Consider the following 15,602-nt stretch of genomic DNA (forward strand, 5'->3'; position numbering starts at 1 on the left):
GGAGGCTTTTTCTTATTCCATTGACGCCCCGCCATTCAGGCGGAATACCACATTAACTATCAGTCCTGAACCGGGCTTACCGGCTTCGTAGCGCCATTTCCGCATAGCCGCTTTCACTTCACGTTCGAACATGTTTGCTGGCTGTGCAGACAGAACTTCAACATTCTCGACGCGGCCATCGGCCGTAACGTCAAATTTCACCCGCACACGACCTTCAATACGCAGCGCCTGCGCACGCGCCGGATATTGCGGCTGGTTACGACTCAGCGCGCGGGGACCAGCAGGCACAGACGGCGCTGGCGTGAAGGACGCCGACGGTGTCGGATTAGCCACCGGACGCGCTGGCGCGTTGTTGTTAAACGGTGATGCCGGACGCGACTGTGCCGGTTTCACCTCCGGCTTCGTCTGCTCGACCTTTTTCTCCGGTTTCGGTTTTGGCTTCGGCTTAGGTTTCGGTTTTGGCTTTTCAATCACTACCGGGGCTTCTTTCGGCGGCTCCACTACCGGTTCCGGTTCGGGTTCTGGTTCCGGTTCGACGACAGGTTGTGGCGGTTGCACTACCTGCGGCGGTTCGAGTTCAGCCGGCGTTACCATCGTCACAGAGATAGGCTGTGCGGGTGCGGGCAATTCAACAACCTGATGTACCGATGTATAGAGCAGACCCGCCACGACGGCTCCGTGAATACCGACGGACAACAGCGTCGGCCAGGGAAAGCGGCGAGGTAAATCAAGGGTCATTGAAGTCATAATCGTGTCAGTTAAAAAACCAGGGCTCAATTTTAAATGCAAATAGCAATCATATTCAACAAGCCATCGCATTCACTGGTTATTTTCTCTCTGATAGGGTAAAAAACCGCACTTTTTACACGCATATTAATGTCAGTGCATCTTTACATTGCAGTCGCATTCCCTTTCACATACGGTATGCCTTTCTGATAAGTAAGGAGCTCTTCCCGTGCTTTATGTGATTTTTGCTGAAGATGTTGCTGACTCGCTTGAGAAACGTTTATCCGTGCGCCCTGCCCATCTGGCGCGACTGCAGCTGCTGCGTGACGAAGGCCGTTTGCTGACTGCTGGACCGATGCCAGCGGTGGACAGTAACGACCCTGGTGCCGCAGGTTTTACCGGTTCAACGGTGATTGCAGAGTTTGAATCGCTTGAGGTGGCAAAAGCCTGGGCGGATGCCGATCCCTATGTTGCCGCTGGCGTGTACCAGAACGTTATTGTTAAGCCGTTCAAAAAGGTTTTTTAAAACTTAAGACCCGCCAAAGATGGCGGGTCCTTCTGGTTACAACGATTAATGAGCAACACTTTTGGAAAAAAGATTAATGATAACCACACCGGCAATAATCAACCCCATCCCCAGCATTGCCGGAAGATCCAGTTTCTGACCGTGAACCAACCAGCCAACAATCCCAATCAATACGATCCCGGCGCCAGACCAGATGGCGTAAATAATTCCCGTCGGGATGGTGCGCATCGGAATCGTCAGGCACCAGAACGCAATGCAATAACCCGCAATGCTAATGATACTGGGCAGCAGCCGGGTAAAGCTGTCCGATGATTTCAGTGCGGTGGTGGCTATCACTTCAACAACAATGGCGATACCAAGGAAAATAAGCGCTTCTTTATTCATTTTGTCCAACTTATATCCGTTAACGCTTGCTCATGGCCAGGCGGGTAGCAAACAGCAGGAACACCATGCCGGTACTGCGATCCATCCAACGTATCACTCTCTCTTTACGCAAGAATGACGACAGCGGGCGGGTCGCCGAAATTAATACCGTTGACCAGCAGGAGCCCAGCACAACATGAATCATGACCAGGCCGAAAGTCCAGGCAATCAGCGGCTGCCCGTGCGGAATAAATTGCGGTAAAAACGAGACGTAAAAGATACCGACTTTTGGATTCAGCACATTACCCAGCATGCCTTTTATAAACCAGTTTTGTGCTTTAGTTTGCGTCCCATTGTCTGTAGCCAGTGAACCGCGGGGACGTAACAGCATATTCAGCCCCAGCCAGCAGAGGTAAGCGGCGCCGCAATATTTCAGGATGTTATAAGCGAGTTCAGAAACCGCAATCAGCGCGCCAAGGCCGAAGGCAACCATCGCCCCCCAAATCAGGCATCCGGTATTGATACCAAGCGCGGCTTTGAATGCCTGCTTACGCCCTTCCACCGCCGCCGTACGCAGTATCAGCGCGGTATCAAGCCCGGGTGTTAACGTCAGCAGCGTTGCCGCAAAAGTGAATGCAAGAAGACTATCAAGAACCGACATGCTGCCTCTCCTGTAGATAAAAGAAAGCCCTAAAACGACCGCGGGCACCTTATCGGTGCCCGGGTATCAAAGATCGTAAATGGCGAACAACAGCACATTACGATGGCGATTTACGCCGCATTTTCTGATGGCGTGGATGCGCATATTGCGGCGTGATTGCGCTTCCAGCCAGCGGGCTTTACGGCGGCTCATCTGCCGAAGCATACGCCAGCGCCCCACTTCCGTTCGACTACGCTTCATTTTTACAACTCTGAACAAAACAGAGAGGCCATTATAGTCCGTCGTTTTTCCCAGACCAGTGCTTTTCCGCGTTTTTATTTGCCAGATGAATGCGGATGCGTAAACTCATGAGATGTGGTTTTTAAAAGGATTTTTATCTATGTCCGCTTTTTACACCGTAATGAGTTGGCTGATCGTCTTAGGTTACTGGCTACTGATTGCTGGTGTAACCCTGCGTATTTTAATGAAACGGCGGGCGGTAACATCGGCGATGGCCTGGCTGTTAATTATCTATATTCTGCCACTGGTTGGGATTATCGCCTATCTCTCGCTGGGCGAATTGCATCTCGGCAAACGCCGCGCCGAACGCGCCCGCGCCATGTGGCCTTCTACCGCCAAATGGCTCAACGATTTAAAAAACTTTAAACGCATCTTCGCACAGGAAAACAGCAGCGTTGCTTCCTCATTATTTAAATTGTGCGAACGGCGCCAGGGCATCGCGGGCGTTAAAGGCAACCAGTTGCAACTGCTGACATCCAGCGATGATGTGATGCAGGCGCTGATCCGCGATATTCAGCTCGCCAGGCACAATATTGAGATGGTGTTCTACATCTGGCAACCCGGCGGAATGGCCGATCAGGTGGCAGAATCGCTGATGGCCGCAGCACGACGCGGCGTGCACTGCTGTCTGTTACTCGACTCTGCGGGTAGCGTGGCATTCTTCCGTAGCCCCTGGGCTGCGATGATGCGCAATGCGGGCATCGAGGTGGTCGAGGCGCTGAAGGTGAATCTGATGCGCGTTTTTTTACGTCGTATGGATTTACGCCAGCACCGCAAGATTGTGCTCATCGATAACTATATTGCCTACACCGGCAGCATGAATATGGTCGACCCGCGCTTCTTCAAACAGGACGCCGGCGTCGGCCAGTGGGTCGATTTGATGGCGCGAATGGAAGGCCCGGTTGCCACGGCGATGGGCATCGTTTACTCCTGCGACTGGGAGATTGAGACCGGCAAGCGCATTCTGCCACCGCCGCCGGATGCCAATATTATGCCGTTTGAAGAAGCCAGCGGGCACACGATTCACACGATTGCCTCGGGGCCAGGGTTTCCCGAAGATTTGATTCACCAGGCATTACTGACCGCAGTTTACGCCTCACGTGAATACCTGATCATGACCACGCCCTATTTCGTACCCAGTGACGACTTGCTGCACGCCATTTGCACGGCGGCGCAGCGCGGTGTCGATGTGAGCATTATTCTGCCGCGCAAAAACGACTCGGTGCTGGTCGGTTGGGCCAGCCGCGCCTTTTTCACTGAGTTGCTGGCGGCCGGGGTGAAGATTTATCAGTTTGAAGGCGGTCTGTTGCACACCAAAAGCGTGCTGGTTGACGGCGAATTGAGCCTTATTGGCACCGTGAACCTTGATATGCGCAGTTTATGGCTGAATTTTGAGATCACGCTGGTTATTGATGATGCCGGTTTTGGCGGCGATCTGGCGGCGGTGCAGGACGATTATATCTCCCGTTCCCGGTTACTTGATGCGCGGTTGTGGGTAAAACGTCCATTCTGGCACCGGATTGCTGAACGACTGTTTTACTTCTTTAGTCCGTTGCTGTAAAACGTGCCCAACAGACATGAAGAGGTAAATCATGGAAATGGATCTGAACAACCGCCTGACCGAAGACGAAACGCTCGAACAGGCTTATGACATCTTCCTCGAACTGGCGGCGGACAACCTTGACCCGGCGGACATCATTCTTTTCAACCTGCAATTTGAAGAGCGTGGCGGCGCAGAGCTGTTTGATCCAGGCGAAGATTGGGCGGAGCATGTCGACTACGATTTAAACCCGGATTTCTTTGCTGAAGTGGTGATCGGGCTGGCAGACACCGACGGTGGCGAACTCAATGACATCTTCGCGCGTGTTTTGCTGTGCCGTGAGAAAGATCATAAACTTTGCCATATTCTGTGGCGCGAATAAGCTGCCGTGGAAGTAAAAAGGGCTGACAAATGTCAGCCCTTTTTTATGCATCGCTTATAACGGGTCGACTTTCAGGCAAGAGACCGCATGGCGGAAACTGCCCTCCAGTACCGGACGCGTCTGCGCGCATTCCGGCCCGGCAATCGGACAACGGGTACGGAAGACACAACCTGACGGTGGGTTAATCGGCGACGGTAAATCCCCTTCCAGCAACTGGATAGTTTTATTCTTTTCCAGATCCGGATCGGGAACCGGCACGGCCGACATCAGCGCTTTGGTGTACGGATGTAGCGGGTTCTGATACACCTCATCGTAAGTACCTAACTCAACGGCGTGCCCGAGGTACATCACCAGCACGCGATCGGAGATGTGCTTCACAACGGCCAGGTCATGGGCGATAAAGATCAGTGACAGCCCCATTTCACGTTGCAGTTGTTGCAGCAGGTTCACCACCTGCGCCTGAATCGACACATCCAGTGCGGATACCGGCTCATCGCAGATAATCAGCTTGGGTTCAAGAATCAGCGCGCGGGCAATACCAATACGCTGACACTGACCGCCGGAAAACTCATGCGGGTAGCGGTTGATGAGGTTCGGCAACAAACCGACCTTCATCATCATCGTTTTCACGCGATCGCGCACTTCCTGACGCGACATTTTCGGGTGATAGGTGCGCAACGGCTCGGCAATGATTTCCCCGATAGTCATACGCGGGTTCAGCGACGCCAGCGGATCCTGGAAAATCATCTGGATATCACTGCGCACATCGCGCCACTCTTCCGGTTTCATGCCCAGCAGATCTTTACCCAGCCAGGCAACTTTACCGTCGGTAGCTTTTACCAGCCCGATAATGGCACGGGCAAAGGTCGATTTACCGCAGCCGGACTCACCGACCACGCCGAGGGTTTCCCCTTCGTACAGACGCAGGGTGACGCCATCGACTGCTTTCAGGGTTTTTGCCGGTTGCCAGAACCACTGTTTGCCGTCTTTGATATCGAAATGCACCTTCAGATCGGCGATTTCCAGCAGCACTTTTCTCTCTTCGGTCATCGCGTTCATACCAGTTCCTCCACCGACTTAAAGCAGGCGCGCAGGCGGCCTGGGGCAAACTGCTCCAGCGGTGGAGCACTGTTACAGATTTCCATCGCATGCGGGCAGCGAGGCTGGAACGGACAGCCTTTCGGCAGACGCAGCAAGTTCGGCGGATTGCCCGGAATGGTCAACAGCGCTTCACCTTCAGCATCCAGACGCGGTACAGCACTTAACAGGCCGATAGAGTAAGGATGAGACGGATGGTAGAACACATCGCGCGCGTTGCCATATTCCATGGTGCGCCCGGCATACATCACCAGCACTTTATCGCAAATCCCGGCAACCACGCCGAGGTCATGGGTGATCATGATAATCGCGGTGTTGAATTCACGTTTCAGTTCATTCAGCAAAGTCATGATCTGCGCCTGTACGGTCACATCCAGCGCGGTGGTCGGCTCGTCGGCAATCAGCAGTTTCGGCCGGCACAGCAACGCCATCGCGATCATCACACGCTGACGCATACCACCGGAAAACTCATGCGGATACATACGCATGCGCTTACGCGCTTCCGGCATTTTCACCGCATCGAGCATTTTAACGGATTCTTCAAACGCTTCCGCTTTGCCTATGCCTTTATGCAACATCAGGACTTCCATTAACTGCTCGCCAACCCGCATATACGGGTTCAACGAGGTCATTGGATCCTGGAAAATCATGGAGATCTGTTCGGCGCGCAGTTTGTTCAACGCCTGTTCCGGCAAATTGAGGATCTCTTTACCGTTAAACGTCGCAGAACCGCCAATGCGACCGTTAGCCGCCAGCAGCCCCATCAGCGCAAATGCAGTCTGCGATTTGCCGGAGCCGGACTCACCAACGATACCCAGTGTTTCACCCGCACGCAGCGAGAAATTGAGATCGTTGACCGCCGTAACATCGCCATCCGGCGTCTGGAAGGTGACCCGCAAATCTTTGACATCCAGCAGAAGGTCCGATTGCTGCCGCGTCGTGGACGCTAATGAGGTTTCAGTAATGCTCATGACAGCACTCCTTAACGATCTTTCGGGTCGAGGGCATCACGCAGGCCATCGCCGATAAAGTTAAAACAGAACAGAGTGACAACGAGGAAACCTGCCGGAAACAGCAGCAGCCACGGAGACACTTCCATCGAGTTGGCGCCATCGCTTAACAACGCGCCCCAACTGCTCAGCGGCTCCTGCGTACCCAGCCCCAGGAAGCTGAGGAAGGATTCGAACAGGATCATGCTCGGTACCAGCAGCGACGCGTACACCACCACCACGCCCAGAACGTTCGGTACGATGTGACGCACCACGATATTCGCCGTAGAAACACCACCAACCTGCGCCGCTTCGATAAACTCTTTACGCTTCAGGCTTAAGGTCTGACCGCGAACGATACGCGCCATATCCAGCCAGGAGACCATACCGATCGCCACAAAAATGAGCAGAATATTTTGCCCAAAGAAGGTCACCAGCAGGATAACGAAGAACATAAACGGGAAGGAGTTGAGGATTTCCAGCAGACGCATCATGACGGAATCGGTTTTGCCGCCGAGGTAGCCGGAAAGCGATCCGTAAAGCGTACCGACCACGACCGCCACCAGCGCCGCAGCAATACCGACCATCAGCGAGATACGTCCGCCGATCGCCACACGCACCAGTAGATCGCGTCCGGAGGAGTCAGTACCAAAATAGTGACCGGACTCCATATCCGGCTGGCTCGACATCATGCCCCAGTCGGTATCGAAATAGGTAAATTGTGAAACCATTGGCGCCAGCGTCACAAACAATGCGATCAGCAACAGCACAACCAGGCTGGCAACCGCCGCGCGGTTATGCATAAAGCGGCGACGCGCATCCTGCCACAGACTACGTCCTTCGACTTCGAGTTTCTCACTGAAGTTTTCCAGCGCCTCGCTGTTTTTCTTACTTAACATCATGGCGAACTCCAGTGTTAATAACGGATCTTCGGATCGATAACGGCATACAGCACATCAACGATCGCGTTAAAGATAATGGTCAGCGCCCCCACAAGGATAGTCAGGCTCAGTACCAGCGAATAGTCACGGTTCAGCGCGCCGTTCACAAACAGCTGGCCGATACCCGGCAGACCATAAATGGTCTCGATAACCATTGAGCCGGTAATAATGCCGACAAACGCAGGCCCCATGTAAGAGAGTACCGGCAGCAGCGCAGGTTTCAGCGCATGGCGGAAGATAATGCGGCGCATCGGCAAACCTTTCGCGCGGGCTGTACGAATAAAGTTTGAGTGTAATACCTCAATCATTGAACCGCGCGTAATACGGGCGATACTGGCAATATAGGCCAGAGAGAGCGCAACCATCGGCAGGATCATGAATTTCAGTGCACCGCCATTCCAGCCACCGGCTGGCAGCCATTTCAATATAATGGCGAAGATCATCACTAATAACGGTGCGACAACAAAACTGGGGATCACTACCCCGGTCATTGCCAGCCCCATCACCGTGTAATCCCACTTCGTGTTCTGGTTTAACGCAGCAACAACGCCTGCGGTAACGCCAAAGACAATCGCAAGAATAAAGGCTGCCGCCCCTAATTTCGCTGAAACCGGGAAGCTGGCCGCAACCAGATCGTTTACGGTGTAGTCTTTGTATTTAAATGACGGTCCGAAATCGAAATGCGCCAACTGTTTCAGATAGCTGAAATACTGCGTAGTGATCGGATCGTTTAAATGGTATTTCGCTTCAATATTCGCCATCACTTCCGGCGCAAGCGCGCGTTCACCGGTAAAAGGACTGCCCGGCGCGAGACGCATCATAAAGAACGAAATCGTGATAAGGATGAAAAGCGTTGGGATCGCTTCAAGACAGCGACGTAGGATAAATTTCAACATTGCCCGTACCTTCTGGCCTGTGCCTTTTACACATTCGCTTCAAGACAGCAATTTAGCCGTCCGTGCATGATGTGTATTCTGTTGCGAAAAAAATAAGACACTGTGGGGCAGGTCACCCTGCCCCACTCATTGCCATTAATGCTTGATAATATACAAGTTTTTAACGTAGATATTATCCATCGGGTCTTTACCGGTGTAGCCGCCAACCCAGGTTTTCACCAGACGGGCGTTCACGTAGTAGTACACCGGAACGATCGCCGAGTCTTTATCCAGCTGCTGTTCAGCTTTGGAGTAAAGCTCAGTACGCTGCGCTTCGTCAGTGACTTTCAGCGTGTCACCAATCAGCTTATCAAACGCCGGGCTCTTATAGTGCGCGGTGTTGTTAGAGCTGTCGGACAGCATAGTATTCAGGAAGGAGGTCGGCTCGTTGTAGTCCGCACACCAGCCTGCGCGTGCCACATCAAAGGTGCCCTGATGACGCGTGTCGAGGAAGGTTTTCCACTCCTGGTTTTCCAGCGTTACGTTAGCGCCAAGGTTTTTCTTCCAGATGGAAGCCACGGCAATCGCCAGTTTCTTATGCAGGTCAGACGTGTTGTACAGCAGGCTGAAGGAGAGCGGTTTATCCGCAGTATAACCTGCTTCGGCCAGCAGTTTTTTCGCTTCGGCGTTACGCTGTTCCTGGGTCATTTTGAACCAGGCTGGTTCAGTCAGTTTTGCACCATCGGTATACGGCGGCGTGTAGCTGTATGCCGGCAGATCGCCCTGGTTTTTCACTTTATTGACGATAATGTCGCGGTCCAGCGCCAGTTTCAGGGCGGTACGAACACGAACGTCAGTGAATGGCGCTTTTTGGTTGTTAATTTCGTAGTAGTAAGTACACAGGTACGGATCGACGTGTACTTCTTTAGGAATCTCTTTTTTCAGCTTCTGGAACAGTTCAATCGGCATGTTGTTGTAAGTCATGTCGATTTCACCGCTGCGATAGCGGTTAACGTCTGTCACTTCAGAAGAGATCGGCAGGTAGGTAACCTGGTTGATAACTGTTTTAGCGTTATCCCAATAGTTGGTGTTACGCTCAAGAACGATACGTTCGTTGACCACCCAGTCTTTCAGTTTGTAAGCACCGTTGGTGACGATGTTGGCTGGCTGAGTCCATTTTTCACCGTATTTCTCAATAGCGGCTTTAGGCACAGCAGAAACTGATGGGTGAACCAGCAGTTTATAGAAATAAGGAACCGGCTCGCTAAGCGTCACTTCAAACGTGTTGTCATCGATAGCTTTTACGCCGAGATCGGTGACGGGTTTTTTACCGGCGATAATGTCGTCGATGTTAGCGATATGACCGTATTGCAGGTAGCTCGCATACGGAGAAGCCGTTTTCGGATCCGCCAGACGCTGCCAGCTGTAGACGAAATCTTGCGCCGTTACCGGCGTACCGTCGGACCATTTTGCGTTTTTGCGCAGATGGAAGGTCCAGACTTTAAAATCTTTGTTTTCCCACTTCTCTGCGACACCGGCGGTCGGGTGGCCTTCAACATCAGAGATCAGCAGACCTTCGAACAGATCGCGGCTGACGTTGGATTCAGGAACCCCTTCAATTTTATGCGGGTCGAGAGATTGCACTTCAGAACCATTATTACGGACCAGCGTCTGATTATCCGCCAGTTGAACACCTGCCGGAACGTCGGCAGCCATTGCCGCGTTGCCGGTAATTAGCGCAGCCAGAACTCCTGCTGCTACCAGACTTTTCTTTGTGATGATGGACATTGTGTTGATACTCCACTCATTATAATTACTGACGTTGACGTCAGCGTGTTTCATCCCCTGTGGGGGCCTGAAGAGCGCAGGAGCTTTTTGGCGCTATCAGACATCTTTTTTTACTGCTGCTATCACCGACTTTTTTTATTACGGATCGCTCAAACGGCAATCTTACGTCGATTCGGGAAACCACCTCCCCTGTCGAGGCAGTTCTGATTCTGGCGATGGTCGTTATATGAAAACGATTCTCATCTATATTGTTTATCTTGCAAATTATAAGGAGCTAAATATAAGGGCGGAAAATATCAAATGCCTCACACTGCCGCCAATACAATTTGCAAATTTGTTAACCATTTCTCTTTTGCGACACAGCATCAGCCATGAAGCGCTGCGTGCACAGCCTCCCTCTGAGTTTTTTATCTCTTTAAATCAAGAAGATAAGAGAGCATTACCGCCATGTAATGCTTTTTAGCAGACGCCACATTATTTTGCACAAATAATCAACAATTGACTACTTTTTAGCACATTCATCTGCAGGAAGTCTGAAAGTACTAATATCATTTCAATTATGTCACGGCAAGCCCAATAGTATGGTGTGAAAGAAATAACAGCTTCAATTGCGCGAAATACGCGCAGGATCGATTCACATTACTTATAATTCACTGATTGAGAACAGATTTTCTGATGAGTGTAAATTGTTATATTTCGCGCCGCTTTGCGCATTCTTCATATCTTTTACTAATTTTTGACTTTCTCAGGCGGGTTCGTAGCGGCTGAATTTACCTGTTATATAAAGGAAGAGATAACAAGCTCAGCCGTACTTAGTAAAAAGGTGAATCAGTTCAGCAGGCCGGGGAACAAGGATCTTATACCGCCGACAATAAACTCAATGCCCAGCGCCATCAGTAATAACCCCATAATACGGGTGATAACGTTGATGCCGGTTTGACCCAGTAAACGCACTAACCATGGCGCGATGCGGAACAATCCCCACGAACAGAAAGCAAATAGTGCAATTGCCACAGTAAAACCGATTAAATGCACCAGGTTGTGATAGCGCGTCCCCCACACAATCGTGGAACTGATGGCACCAGGCCCCGCCATCAAAGGTAATGCCAGCGGCACCACGCCGATACTTTCGCGAATCGCGGTTTCTGACTTCTCTTGTTTATTCTGTTTATCCTCGCCGAGTTTGCCGCTGATCATCGACATAGCTATGGTGACAACCAGAATGCCGCCAGCAATGCGGAACGAATCAATCGAGATGCCGAATAACTGCAAAATGCCATTACCGAGAAATAAAGAAGTCCAGAGGATAATGGCCACTGAGACGTTTGCTGTAAGGTTGGTTTTATTTCGCGCCCCAACCATCTGATAACTGGTCATGCTGATAAAAACCGGAATGATGCCGACCGGGTTCACCAGCGCAAAAAGGCCAATAAAAAATTTAAAATAAAGAGGTAAATCTATCAATGTTTGCACCGCTGTAAGCTCCGTAATGTCACCCTATATCAACTATATCGGCGTGGCAGGAAAATCCATGCAGAAGATACGCGTTTTCATACCGACGTTCATTAAGATTTGCAGAAAAATCATGCAATACAGTGCGTTACTCAGTTGTTGTAATTGTGATAATCTTACGGCGCGCCAGGCCAAATGCCATTAACATTTGATACAAACGCCCAAAAACGGCCTGCTGAAAGGTGTCAGCTTCGCTGAAACTTGACACAGATCACGCATTACTTACTCAGAAGTGGGTAATCTTGAAGCCACGAAAAGAGAGCAAAATCGTCAATAAATGCGACTTTTCTGTTAAGGCTCTTTCAGTAAACCAGTAGTATTGGGTTGGCGTTAAGTTTTTGTTTTTCTGAACTTTATGCAACCTGCACCCGGCCTGTCTATAATTTCACCCTGGACAGCTGGTTTACTAAAAGAGTTTAACATTATCAGGAGAGCATTATGGCTGTTACTAATGTCGCTGAACTTAACGCACTCGTTGAACGCGTGAAGAAAGCCCAGCGTGAATATGCCAACTTTACTCAAGAGCAAGTAGATAAAATCTTCCGTGCCGCCGCCCTGGCAGCCGCAGATGCTCGAATCCCTCTCGCTAAAATGGCCGTTGCCGAATCCGGTATGGGTATCGTCGAAGATAAAGTGATTAAAAACCACTTCGCTTCTGAGTATATCTACAACGCCTATAAAGATGAGAAAACCTGTGGTGTGCTGTCTGAAGATGATACCTTCGGCACCATCACCATCGCGGAACCTATCGGCATCATTTGTGGTATCGTTCCAACCACGAACCCAACCTCTACTGCTATCTTCAAATCGCTGATTAGCCTGAAGACCCGTAACGCGATTATCTTCTCTCCACATCCGCGCGCTAAAGATGCCACTAACAAAGCCGCAGACATCGTTCTGCAAGCTGCGATTGCCGCTGGCGCGCCGAAAGATTTGATCGGCTGGATTGACCAACCATCTGTTGAATTATCCAACGCGCTGATGCACCACCCTGACATTAACCTGATTCTGGCCACCGGTGGCCCGGGTATGGTTAAAGCGGCGTACAGTTCCGGTAAACCAGCAATTGGTGTAGGCGCTGGTAACACCCCGGTTGTTATCGACGAAACTGCCGATATCAAACGTGCTGTCGCATCCGTATTGATGTCCAAAACCTTCGATAACGGCGTAATCTGCGCATCTGAACAATCTGTCGTTGTTGTCGATTCTGCGTATGACGCCGTTCGCGAACGTTTCGCCAGCCATGGCGGCTACATGTTGCAGGGTAAAGAGCTGAAAGCCGTTCAGGACATTATCCTGAAAAATGGCGCGCTGAACGCCGCTATCGTTGGTCAGCCAGCCTATAAAATTGCTGAGCTTGCTGGCTTCACCGTTCCGGCTACAACCAAGATCCTGATCGGTGAAGTGAAAGTGGTTGATGAAAGTGAACCCTTTGCACATGAAAAACTCTCCCCGACGCTGGCAATGTACCGTGCGAAAGACTTCGAAGACGCGGTAGAAAAAGCGGAGAAACTGGTCGCCATGGGTGGTATCGGTCATACCTCTTGCCTGTATACCGACCAGGATAACCAGCCGGATCGTGTTGCCTTCTTCGGTCAGAAGATGAAAACCGCACGTATCCTGATCAACACCCCGGCATCACAGGGTGGTATCGGTGACCTGTATAACTTTAAACTCGCGCCTTCCCTGACTCTGGGTTGTGGTTCCTGGGGTGGTAACTCCATCTCCGAAAACGTTGGTCCGAAACACCTGATCAACAAGAAAACCGTTGCTAAGCGAGCTGAAAACATGTTGTGGCATAAACTTCCGAAATCTATCTACTTCCGCCGTGGCTCACTGCCAATTGCGCTGGATGAAGTGATTACTGATGGTCACAAACGCGCGCTTATCGTGACCGACCGTTTCCTCTTCAATAATGGCTACGCAGACCAGATCACCTCTGTGCTGAAAGCTGCTGGCGTGGAAACTGAAGTGTTCTTCGAAGTTGAAGCTGACCCGACACTGACCATCGTGCGTAAAGGTGCGGAACTGGCGAGCTCCTTCAAACCGGACATCATCATCGCGCTTGGTGGTGGTTCCCCGATGGACGCCGCGAAAATCATGTGGGTTATGTATGAACACCCGGAAACCCATTTCGAAGAGCTGGCACTGCGCTTTATGGACATCCGTAAACGTATCTACAAGTTCCCGAAAATGGGCGTGAAAGCGAAAATGGTCGCTATCACCACGACTTCCGGTACCGGTTCTGAAGTGACGCCGTTTGCCGTAGTGACCGATGATGCAACCGGTCAGAAATACCCGCTGGCGGATTATGCACTGACTCCGGATATGGCAATTGTCGACGCCAACCTCGTAATGGAAATGCCGAAATCGCTGTGTGCTTTCGGTGGTCTGGACGCAGTGACGCACGCACTGGAAGCTTATGTTTCTGTACTGGCTTCTGAGTTCTCCGATGGTCAGGCGCTGCAAGCGCTGAAACTGTTGAAAGAAAACCTGCCAGCGTCTTACAACGAAGGCTCGAAAAACCCGGTAGCGCGTGAACGTGTTCACAGTGCAGCGACCATCGCCGGTATCGCGTTTGCAAACGCCTTCCTCGGCGTGTGTCACTCCATGGCGCACAAACTGGGCTCGCAGTTCCACATTCCGCACGGACTGGCTAACGCCCTGCTGATCTGTAACGTTATCCGCTACAACGCGAATGACAACCCGACCAAGCAGACGGCTTTCAGCCAGTACGATCGTCCGCAGGCGCGTCGTCGCTATGCAGAGATCGCCGATCACCTGGGTCTGAGTGCTCCTGGCGACCGTACCGCAGCGAAAATTGAAAAACTGCTGGCATGGCTGGAAAGCATGAAAGCTGAACTGGGTATTCCGAAATCTATCCGTGAAGCTGGCGTGCAGGAAGCAGACTTCCTTGCGAACGTGGATAAACTGTCCGAAGATGCATTTGATGACCAGTGCACCGGTGCTAACCCACGTTACCCGCTGATCTCCGAACTGAAACAAATCCTGCTGGATACGTTCTATGGTCGTGAGTTCAAAGAAGGTGATACGACATCAGCGAAAGTTGAAGTGGTAGTACCGGCTGTAAAAGCAGATAAAAAAGCGAAGAAAACCGCTTAATTATCTCTGCTAATAAAAAAACCCGCTTCGGCGGGTTTTTTTATATCTGACACATTAAACTCAACAATCGGACGTTGTTCCGCGTACACGTTGCTGTATCGCCGTTAACGAGCCTTCCGCAAGAGCTTCTTTGTAGTGTTTACGGCACACGGAGACATAACGCTCATTACCGCCTATCACGACCTGCTCCCCTTCATTGTAGGGACGTCCGGCCTGATCCAGACGCAGTACCATGCTGGCTTTACGTCCGCAGAAACAGATGGTTTTCAGTTCGACCAGTTTATCTGACCAGGCGAGTAAATATTGGCTTCCCACGAACAGCTCACCGCGAAAATCAGTACGCAGCCCATAGCACAGTACCGGAATATCCAGTTGATCAACAACTTCAGACAATGCATAGACCTGCTCACGCGTTAAAAACTGGCTCTCATCCACCAGCACGCAATGCACCGCTTCACGCGCATGTTCAGCTTTTATCTCTTCAAATAATGCAGTGTGTTGATTAAACAAACGCGCAGGTGAGGATAATCCAATACGTGAACTTACCTTCCCCGCTCCGAAGCGATCGTCAATTTCAGCGGTGTAGACTACTGAACGCATACCGCGTTCCTGATAATTGTATGAAGACTGTAGTAACGCTGTAGATTTCCCTGCATTCATTGCTGAATAGTAGAAATAAAGCTGTGCCATTGCGTGCAAAACCCCAATCAAAGTGTGTTATTCCGGCAGCGATTGTACCATATTTTATCCGGCTAACCCTGAGCCAGCGCTGATCCTGAGTAAATCGGACCCGGTTATG

The 15,602-nt window shown here is 51.1% G+C and carries 16 protein-coding genes; 5 read left to right on the plus strand and 11 right to left on the minus strand.

Annotated features, from left to right (window positions below):
• Positions 1–12: 12 nt before the first annotated feature.
• Positions 13–738, minus strand: coding sequence for a TonB system transport protein TonB (gene tonB, locus DK872_RS15240; RefSeq protein WP_172825193.1), 726 nt, complete (start codon positions 736–738; stop codon positions 13–15).
• 217 nt (positions 739–955) lie between these two features.
• On the opposite strand from tonB, the gene DK872_RS15245 reads away from it, so the two are divergent.
• The gene (locus DK872_RS15245; RefSeq protein ID WP_007371907.1) at positions 956–1,252 is read left to right on the plus strand and encodes a YciI family protein; all 297 of its coding nucleotides are present in this window, start codon (positions 956–958) and stop codon (positions 1,250–1,252) included.
• A 45-nt stretch (positions 1,253–1,297) separates the two neighbouring features.
• On the opposite strand, the gene DK872_RS15250 is transcribed toward DK872_RS15245, so the two are convergent.
• From DK872_RS15250 to DK872_RS15260, 3 genes are all read right to left on the minus strand, one after another.
• Positions 1,298–1,636, minus strand: coding sequence for an SMR family transporter (locus tag DK872_RS15250; RefSeq protein WP_007371906.1), 339 nt, complete (start codon positions 1,634–1,636; stop codon positions 1,298–1,300).
• Positions 1,637–1,655: 19 nt separating this feature from the next.
• Positions 1,656–2,276: a LysE family translocator gene (locus DK872_RS15255; protein WP_007371905.1), complete on the minus strand. Its 621-nt coding sequence runs from the start codon at positions 2,274–2,276 to the stop codon at positions 1,656–1,658.
• A 66-nt stretch (positions 2,277–2,342) separates the two neighbouring features.
• On the minus strand, positions 2,343–2,516 hold the full coding sequence (locus DK872_RS15260; protein ID WP_017457170.1) for a YciY family protein: 174 nt from the start codon (positions 2,514–2,516) through the stop codon (positions 2,343–2,345).
• Positions 2,517–2,655: 139 nt separating this feature from the next.
• Here DK872_RS15260 and cls point away from each other — a divergent pair, with 139 nt between their 5' ends.
• Positions 2,656–4,116 carry a cardiolipin synthase gene (gene cls / locus DK872_RS15265; protein WP_161518506.1) on the plus strand — a complete coding sequence of 487 codons (1,461 nt, stop codon included), beginning with the start codon at positions 2,656–2,658 and terminating at the stop codon, positions 4,114–4,116.
• Positions 4,117–4,147: 31 nt separating this feature from the next.
• On the plus strand, positions 4,148–4,477 hold the full coding sequence (locus DK872_RS15270; RefSeq protein WP_007371902.1) for an HI1450 family dsDNA-mimic protein: 330 nt from the start codon (positions 4,148–4,150) through the stop codon (positions 4,475–4,477).
• Positions 4,478–4,531: 54 nt separating this feature from the next.
• Here DK872_RS15270 and oppF read toward each other — a convergent pair whose 3' ends face one another.
• From oppF to oppA, 5 genes are all read right to left on the minus strand, one after another.
• Positions 4,532–5,536 carry a murein tripeptide/oligopeptide ABC transporter ATP-binding protein OppF gene (gene oppF / locus DK872_RS15275; protein ID WP_007371901.1) on the minus strand — a complete coding sequence of 335 codons (1,005 nt, stop codon included), beginning with the start codon at positions 5,534–5,536 and terminating at the stop codon, positions 4,532–4,534.
• Positions 5,533–6,546: an ABC transporter ATP-binding protein gene (locus tag DK872_RS15280; RefSeq protein ID WP_007371900.1), complete on the minus strand. Its 1,014-nt coding sequence runs from the start codon at positions 6,544–6,546 to the stop codon at positions 5,533–5,535. Before DK872_RS15280 ends, oppF begins: the two co-directional genes overlap by 4 nt.
• An 11-nt stretch (positions 6,547–6,557) precedes the next feature.
• Complete coding sequence (oppC, locus tag DK872_RS15285) at positions 6,558–7,466, minus strand: oligopeptide ABC transporter permease OppC (RefSeq protein WP_007371899.1); 909 nt, start codon at positions 7,464–7,466, stop codon at positions 6,558–6,560.
• 14 nt (positions 7,467–7,480) lie between these two features.
• Entirely contained in the window at positions 7,481–8,401 is a 921-nt protein-coding gene (gene oppB / locus DK872_RS15290) for an oligopeptide ABC transporter permease OppB (RefSeq protein WP_007371898.1), read from the minus strand.
• 135 nt (positions 8,402–8,536) lie between these two features.
• Positions 8,537–10,168, minus strand: a complete 1,632-nt coding sequence (gene oppA, locus DK872_RS15295) for an oligopeptide ABC transporter substrate-binding protein OppA (RefSeq protein ID WP_007371897.1) — start codon at positions 10,166–10,168, stop codon at positions 8,537–8,539.
• A gap of 226 nt (positions 10,169–10,394) precedes the next feature.
• Here oppA and DK872_RS15300 point away from each other — a divergent pair, with 226 nt between their 5' ends.
• Positions 10,395–10,631: a hypothetical protein gene (locus DK872_RS15300; RefSeq protein WP_007371896.1), complete on the plus strand. Its 237-nt coding sequence runs from the start codon at positions 10,395–10,397 to the stop codon at positions 10,629–10,631.
• Between the two features lie 365 nt (positions 10,632–10,996).
• On the opposite strand, the gene DK872_RS15305 is transcribed toward DK872_RS15300, so the two are convergent.
• Positions 10,997–11,641, minus strand: coding sequence for a YchE family NAAT transporter (locus DK872_RS15305; RefSeq protein ID WP_007371895.1), 645 nt, complete (start codon positions 11,639–11,641; stop codon positions 10,997–10,999).
• Between the two features lie 477 nt (positions 11,642–12,118).
• On the opposite strand from DK872_RS15305, the gene adhE reads away from it, so the two are divergent.
• Entirely contained in the window at positions 12,119–14,803 is a 2,685-nt protein-coding gene (gene adhE, locus DK872_RS15310; protein ID WP_161518507.1) for a bifunctional acetaldehyde-CoA/alcohol dehydrogenase, read from the plus strand.
• Positions 14,804–14,863: 60 nt separating this feature from the next.
• Here the strand turns inward: adhE and tdk are convergent, their stop codons facing one another.
• Positions 14,864–15,493 carry a thymidine kinase gene (tdk, locus tag DK872_RS15315; protein ID WP_035885504.1) on the minus strand — a complete coding sequence of 210 codons (630 nt, stop codon included), beginning with the start codon at positions 15,491–15,493 and terminating at the stop codon, positions 14,864–14,866.
• Between the last annotated feature and the right edge of the window lie 109 nt (positions 15,494–15,602).

Origin of the sequence: Kosakonia sp. MH5 (genome assembly GCF_009935945.1) — a bacterium.
Lineage (GTDB): Bacteria > Pseudomonadota > Gammaproteobacteria > Enterobacterales > Enterobacteriaceae > Kosakonia > Kosakonia radicincitans.

Excerpts from the sequence above, each read along its gene's own strand:
- tonB (WP_172825193.1), bottom strand. The coding sequence starts at position 738 with ATGACCCTTGATTTACCTCGCCGCTTTCCCTGGCCGACGCTGTTGTCC.
- DK872_RS15250 (WP_007371906.1), bottom strand. The coding sequence starts at position 1,636 with ATGAATAAAGAAGCGCTTATTTTCCTTGGTATCGCCATTGTTGTTGAA.
- DK872_RS15255 (WP_007371905.1), bottom strand. The coding sequence starts at position 2,276 with ATGTCGGTTCTTGATAGTCTTCTTGCATTCACTTTTGCGGCAACGCTG.
- DK872_RS15260 (WP_017457170.1), bottom strand. The coding sequence starts at position 2,516 with ATGAAGCGTAGTCGAACGGAAGTGGGGCGCTGGCGTATGCTTCGGCAG.
- cls (WP_161518506.1), top strand. The coding sequence starts at position 2,656 with ATGTCCGCTTTTTACACCGTAATGAGTTGGCTGATCGTCTTAGGTTAC.
- DK872_RS15270 (WP_007371902.1), top strand. The coding sequence starts at position 4,148 with ATGGAAATGGATCTGAACAACCGCCTGACCGAAGACGAAACGCTCGAA.
- oppF (WP_007371901.1), bottom strand. The coding sequence starts at position 5,536 with ATGAACGCGATGACCGAAGAGAGAAAAGTGCTGCTGGAAATCGCCGAT.
- DK872_RS15280 (WP_007371900.1), bottom strand. The coding sequence starts at position 6,546 with ATGAGCATTACTGAAACCTCATTAGCGTCCACGACGCGGCAGCAATCG.
- oppC (WP_007371899.1), bottom strand. The coding sequence starts at position 7,466 with ATGATGTTAAGTAAGAAAAACAGCGAGGCGCTGGAAAACTTCAGTGAG.
- oppB (WP_007371898.1), bottom strand. The coding sequence starts at position 8,401 with ATGTTGAAATTTATCCTACGTCGCTGTCTTGAAGCGATCCCAACGCTT.
- oppA (WP_007371897.1), bottom strand. The coding sequence starts at position 10,168 with ATGTCCATCATCACAAAGAAAAGTCTGGTAGCAGCAGGAGTTCTGGCT.
- DK872_RS15300 (WP_007371896.1), top strand. The coding sequence starts at position 10,395 with ATGAAAACGATTCTCATCTATATTGTTTATCTTGCAAATTATAAGGAG.
- adhE (WP_161518507.1), top strand. The coding sequence starts at position 12,119 with ATGGCTGTTACTAATGTCGCTGAACTTAACGCACTCGTTGAACGCGTG.
- tdk (WP_035885504.1), bottom strand. The coding sequence starts at position 15,493 with ATGGCACAGCTTTATTTCTACTATTCAGCAATGAATGCAGGGAAATCT.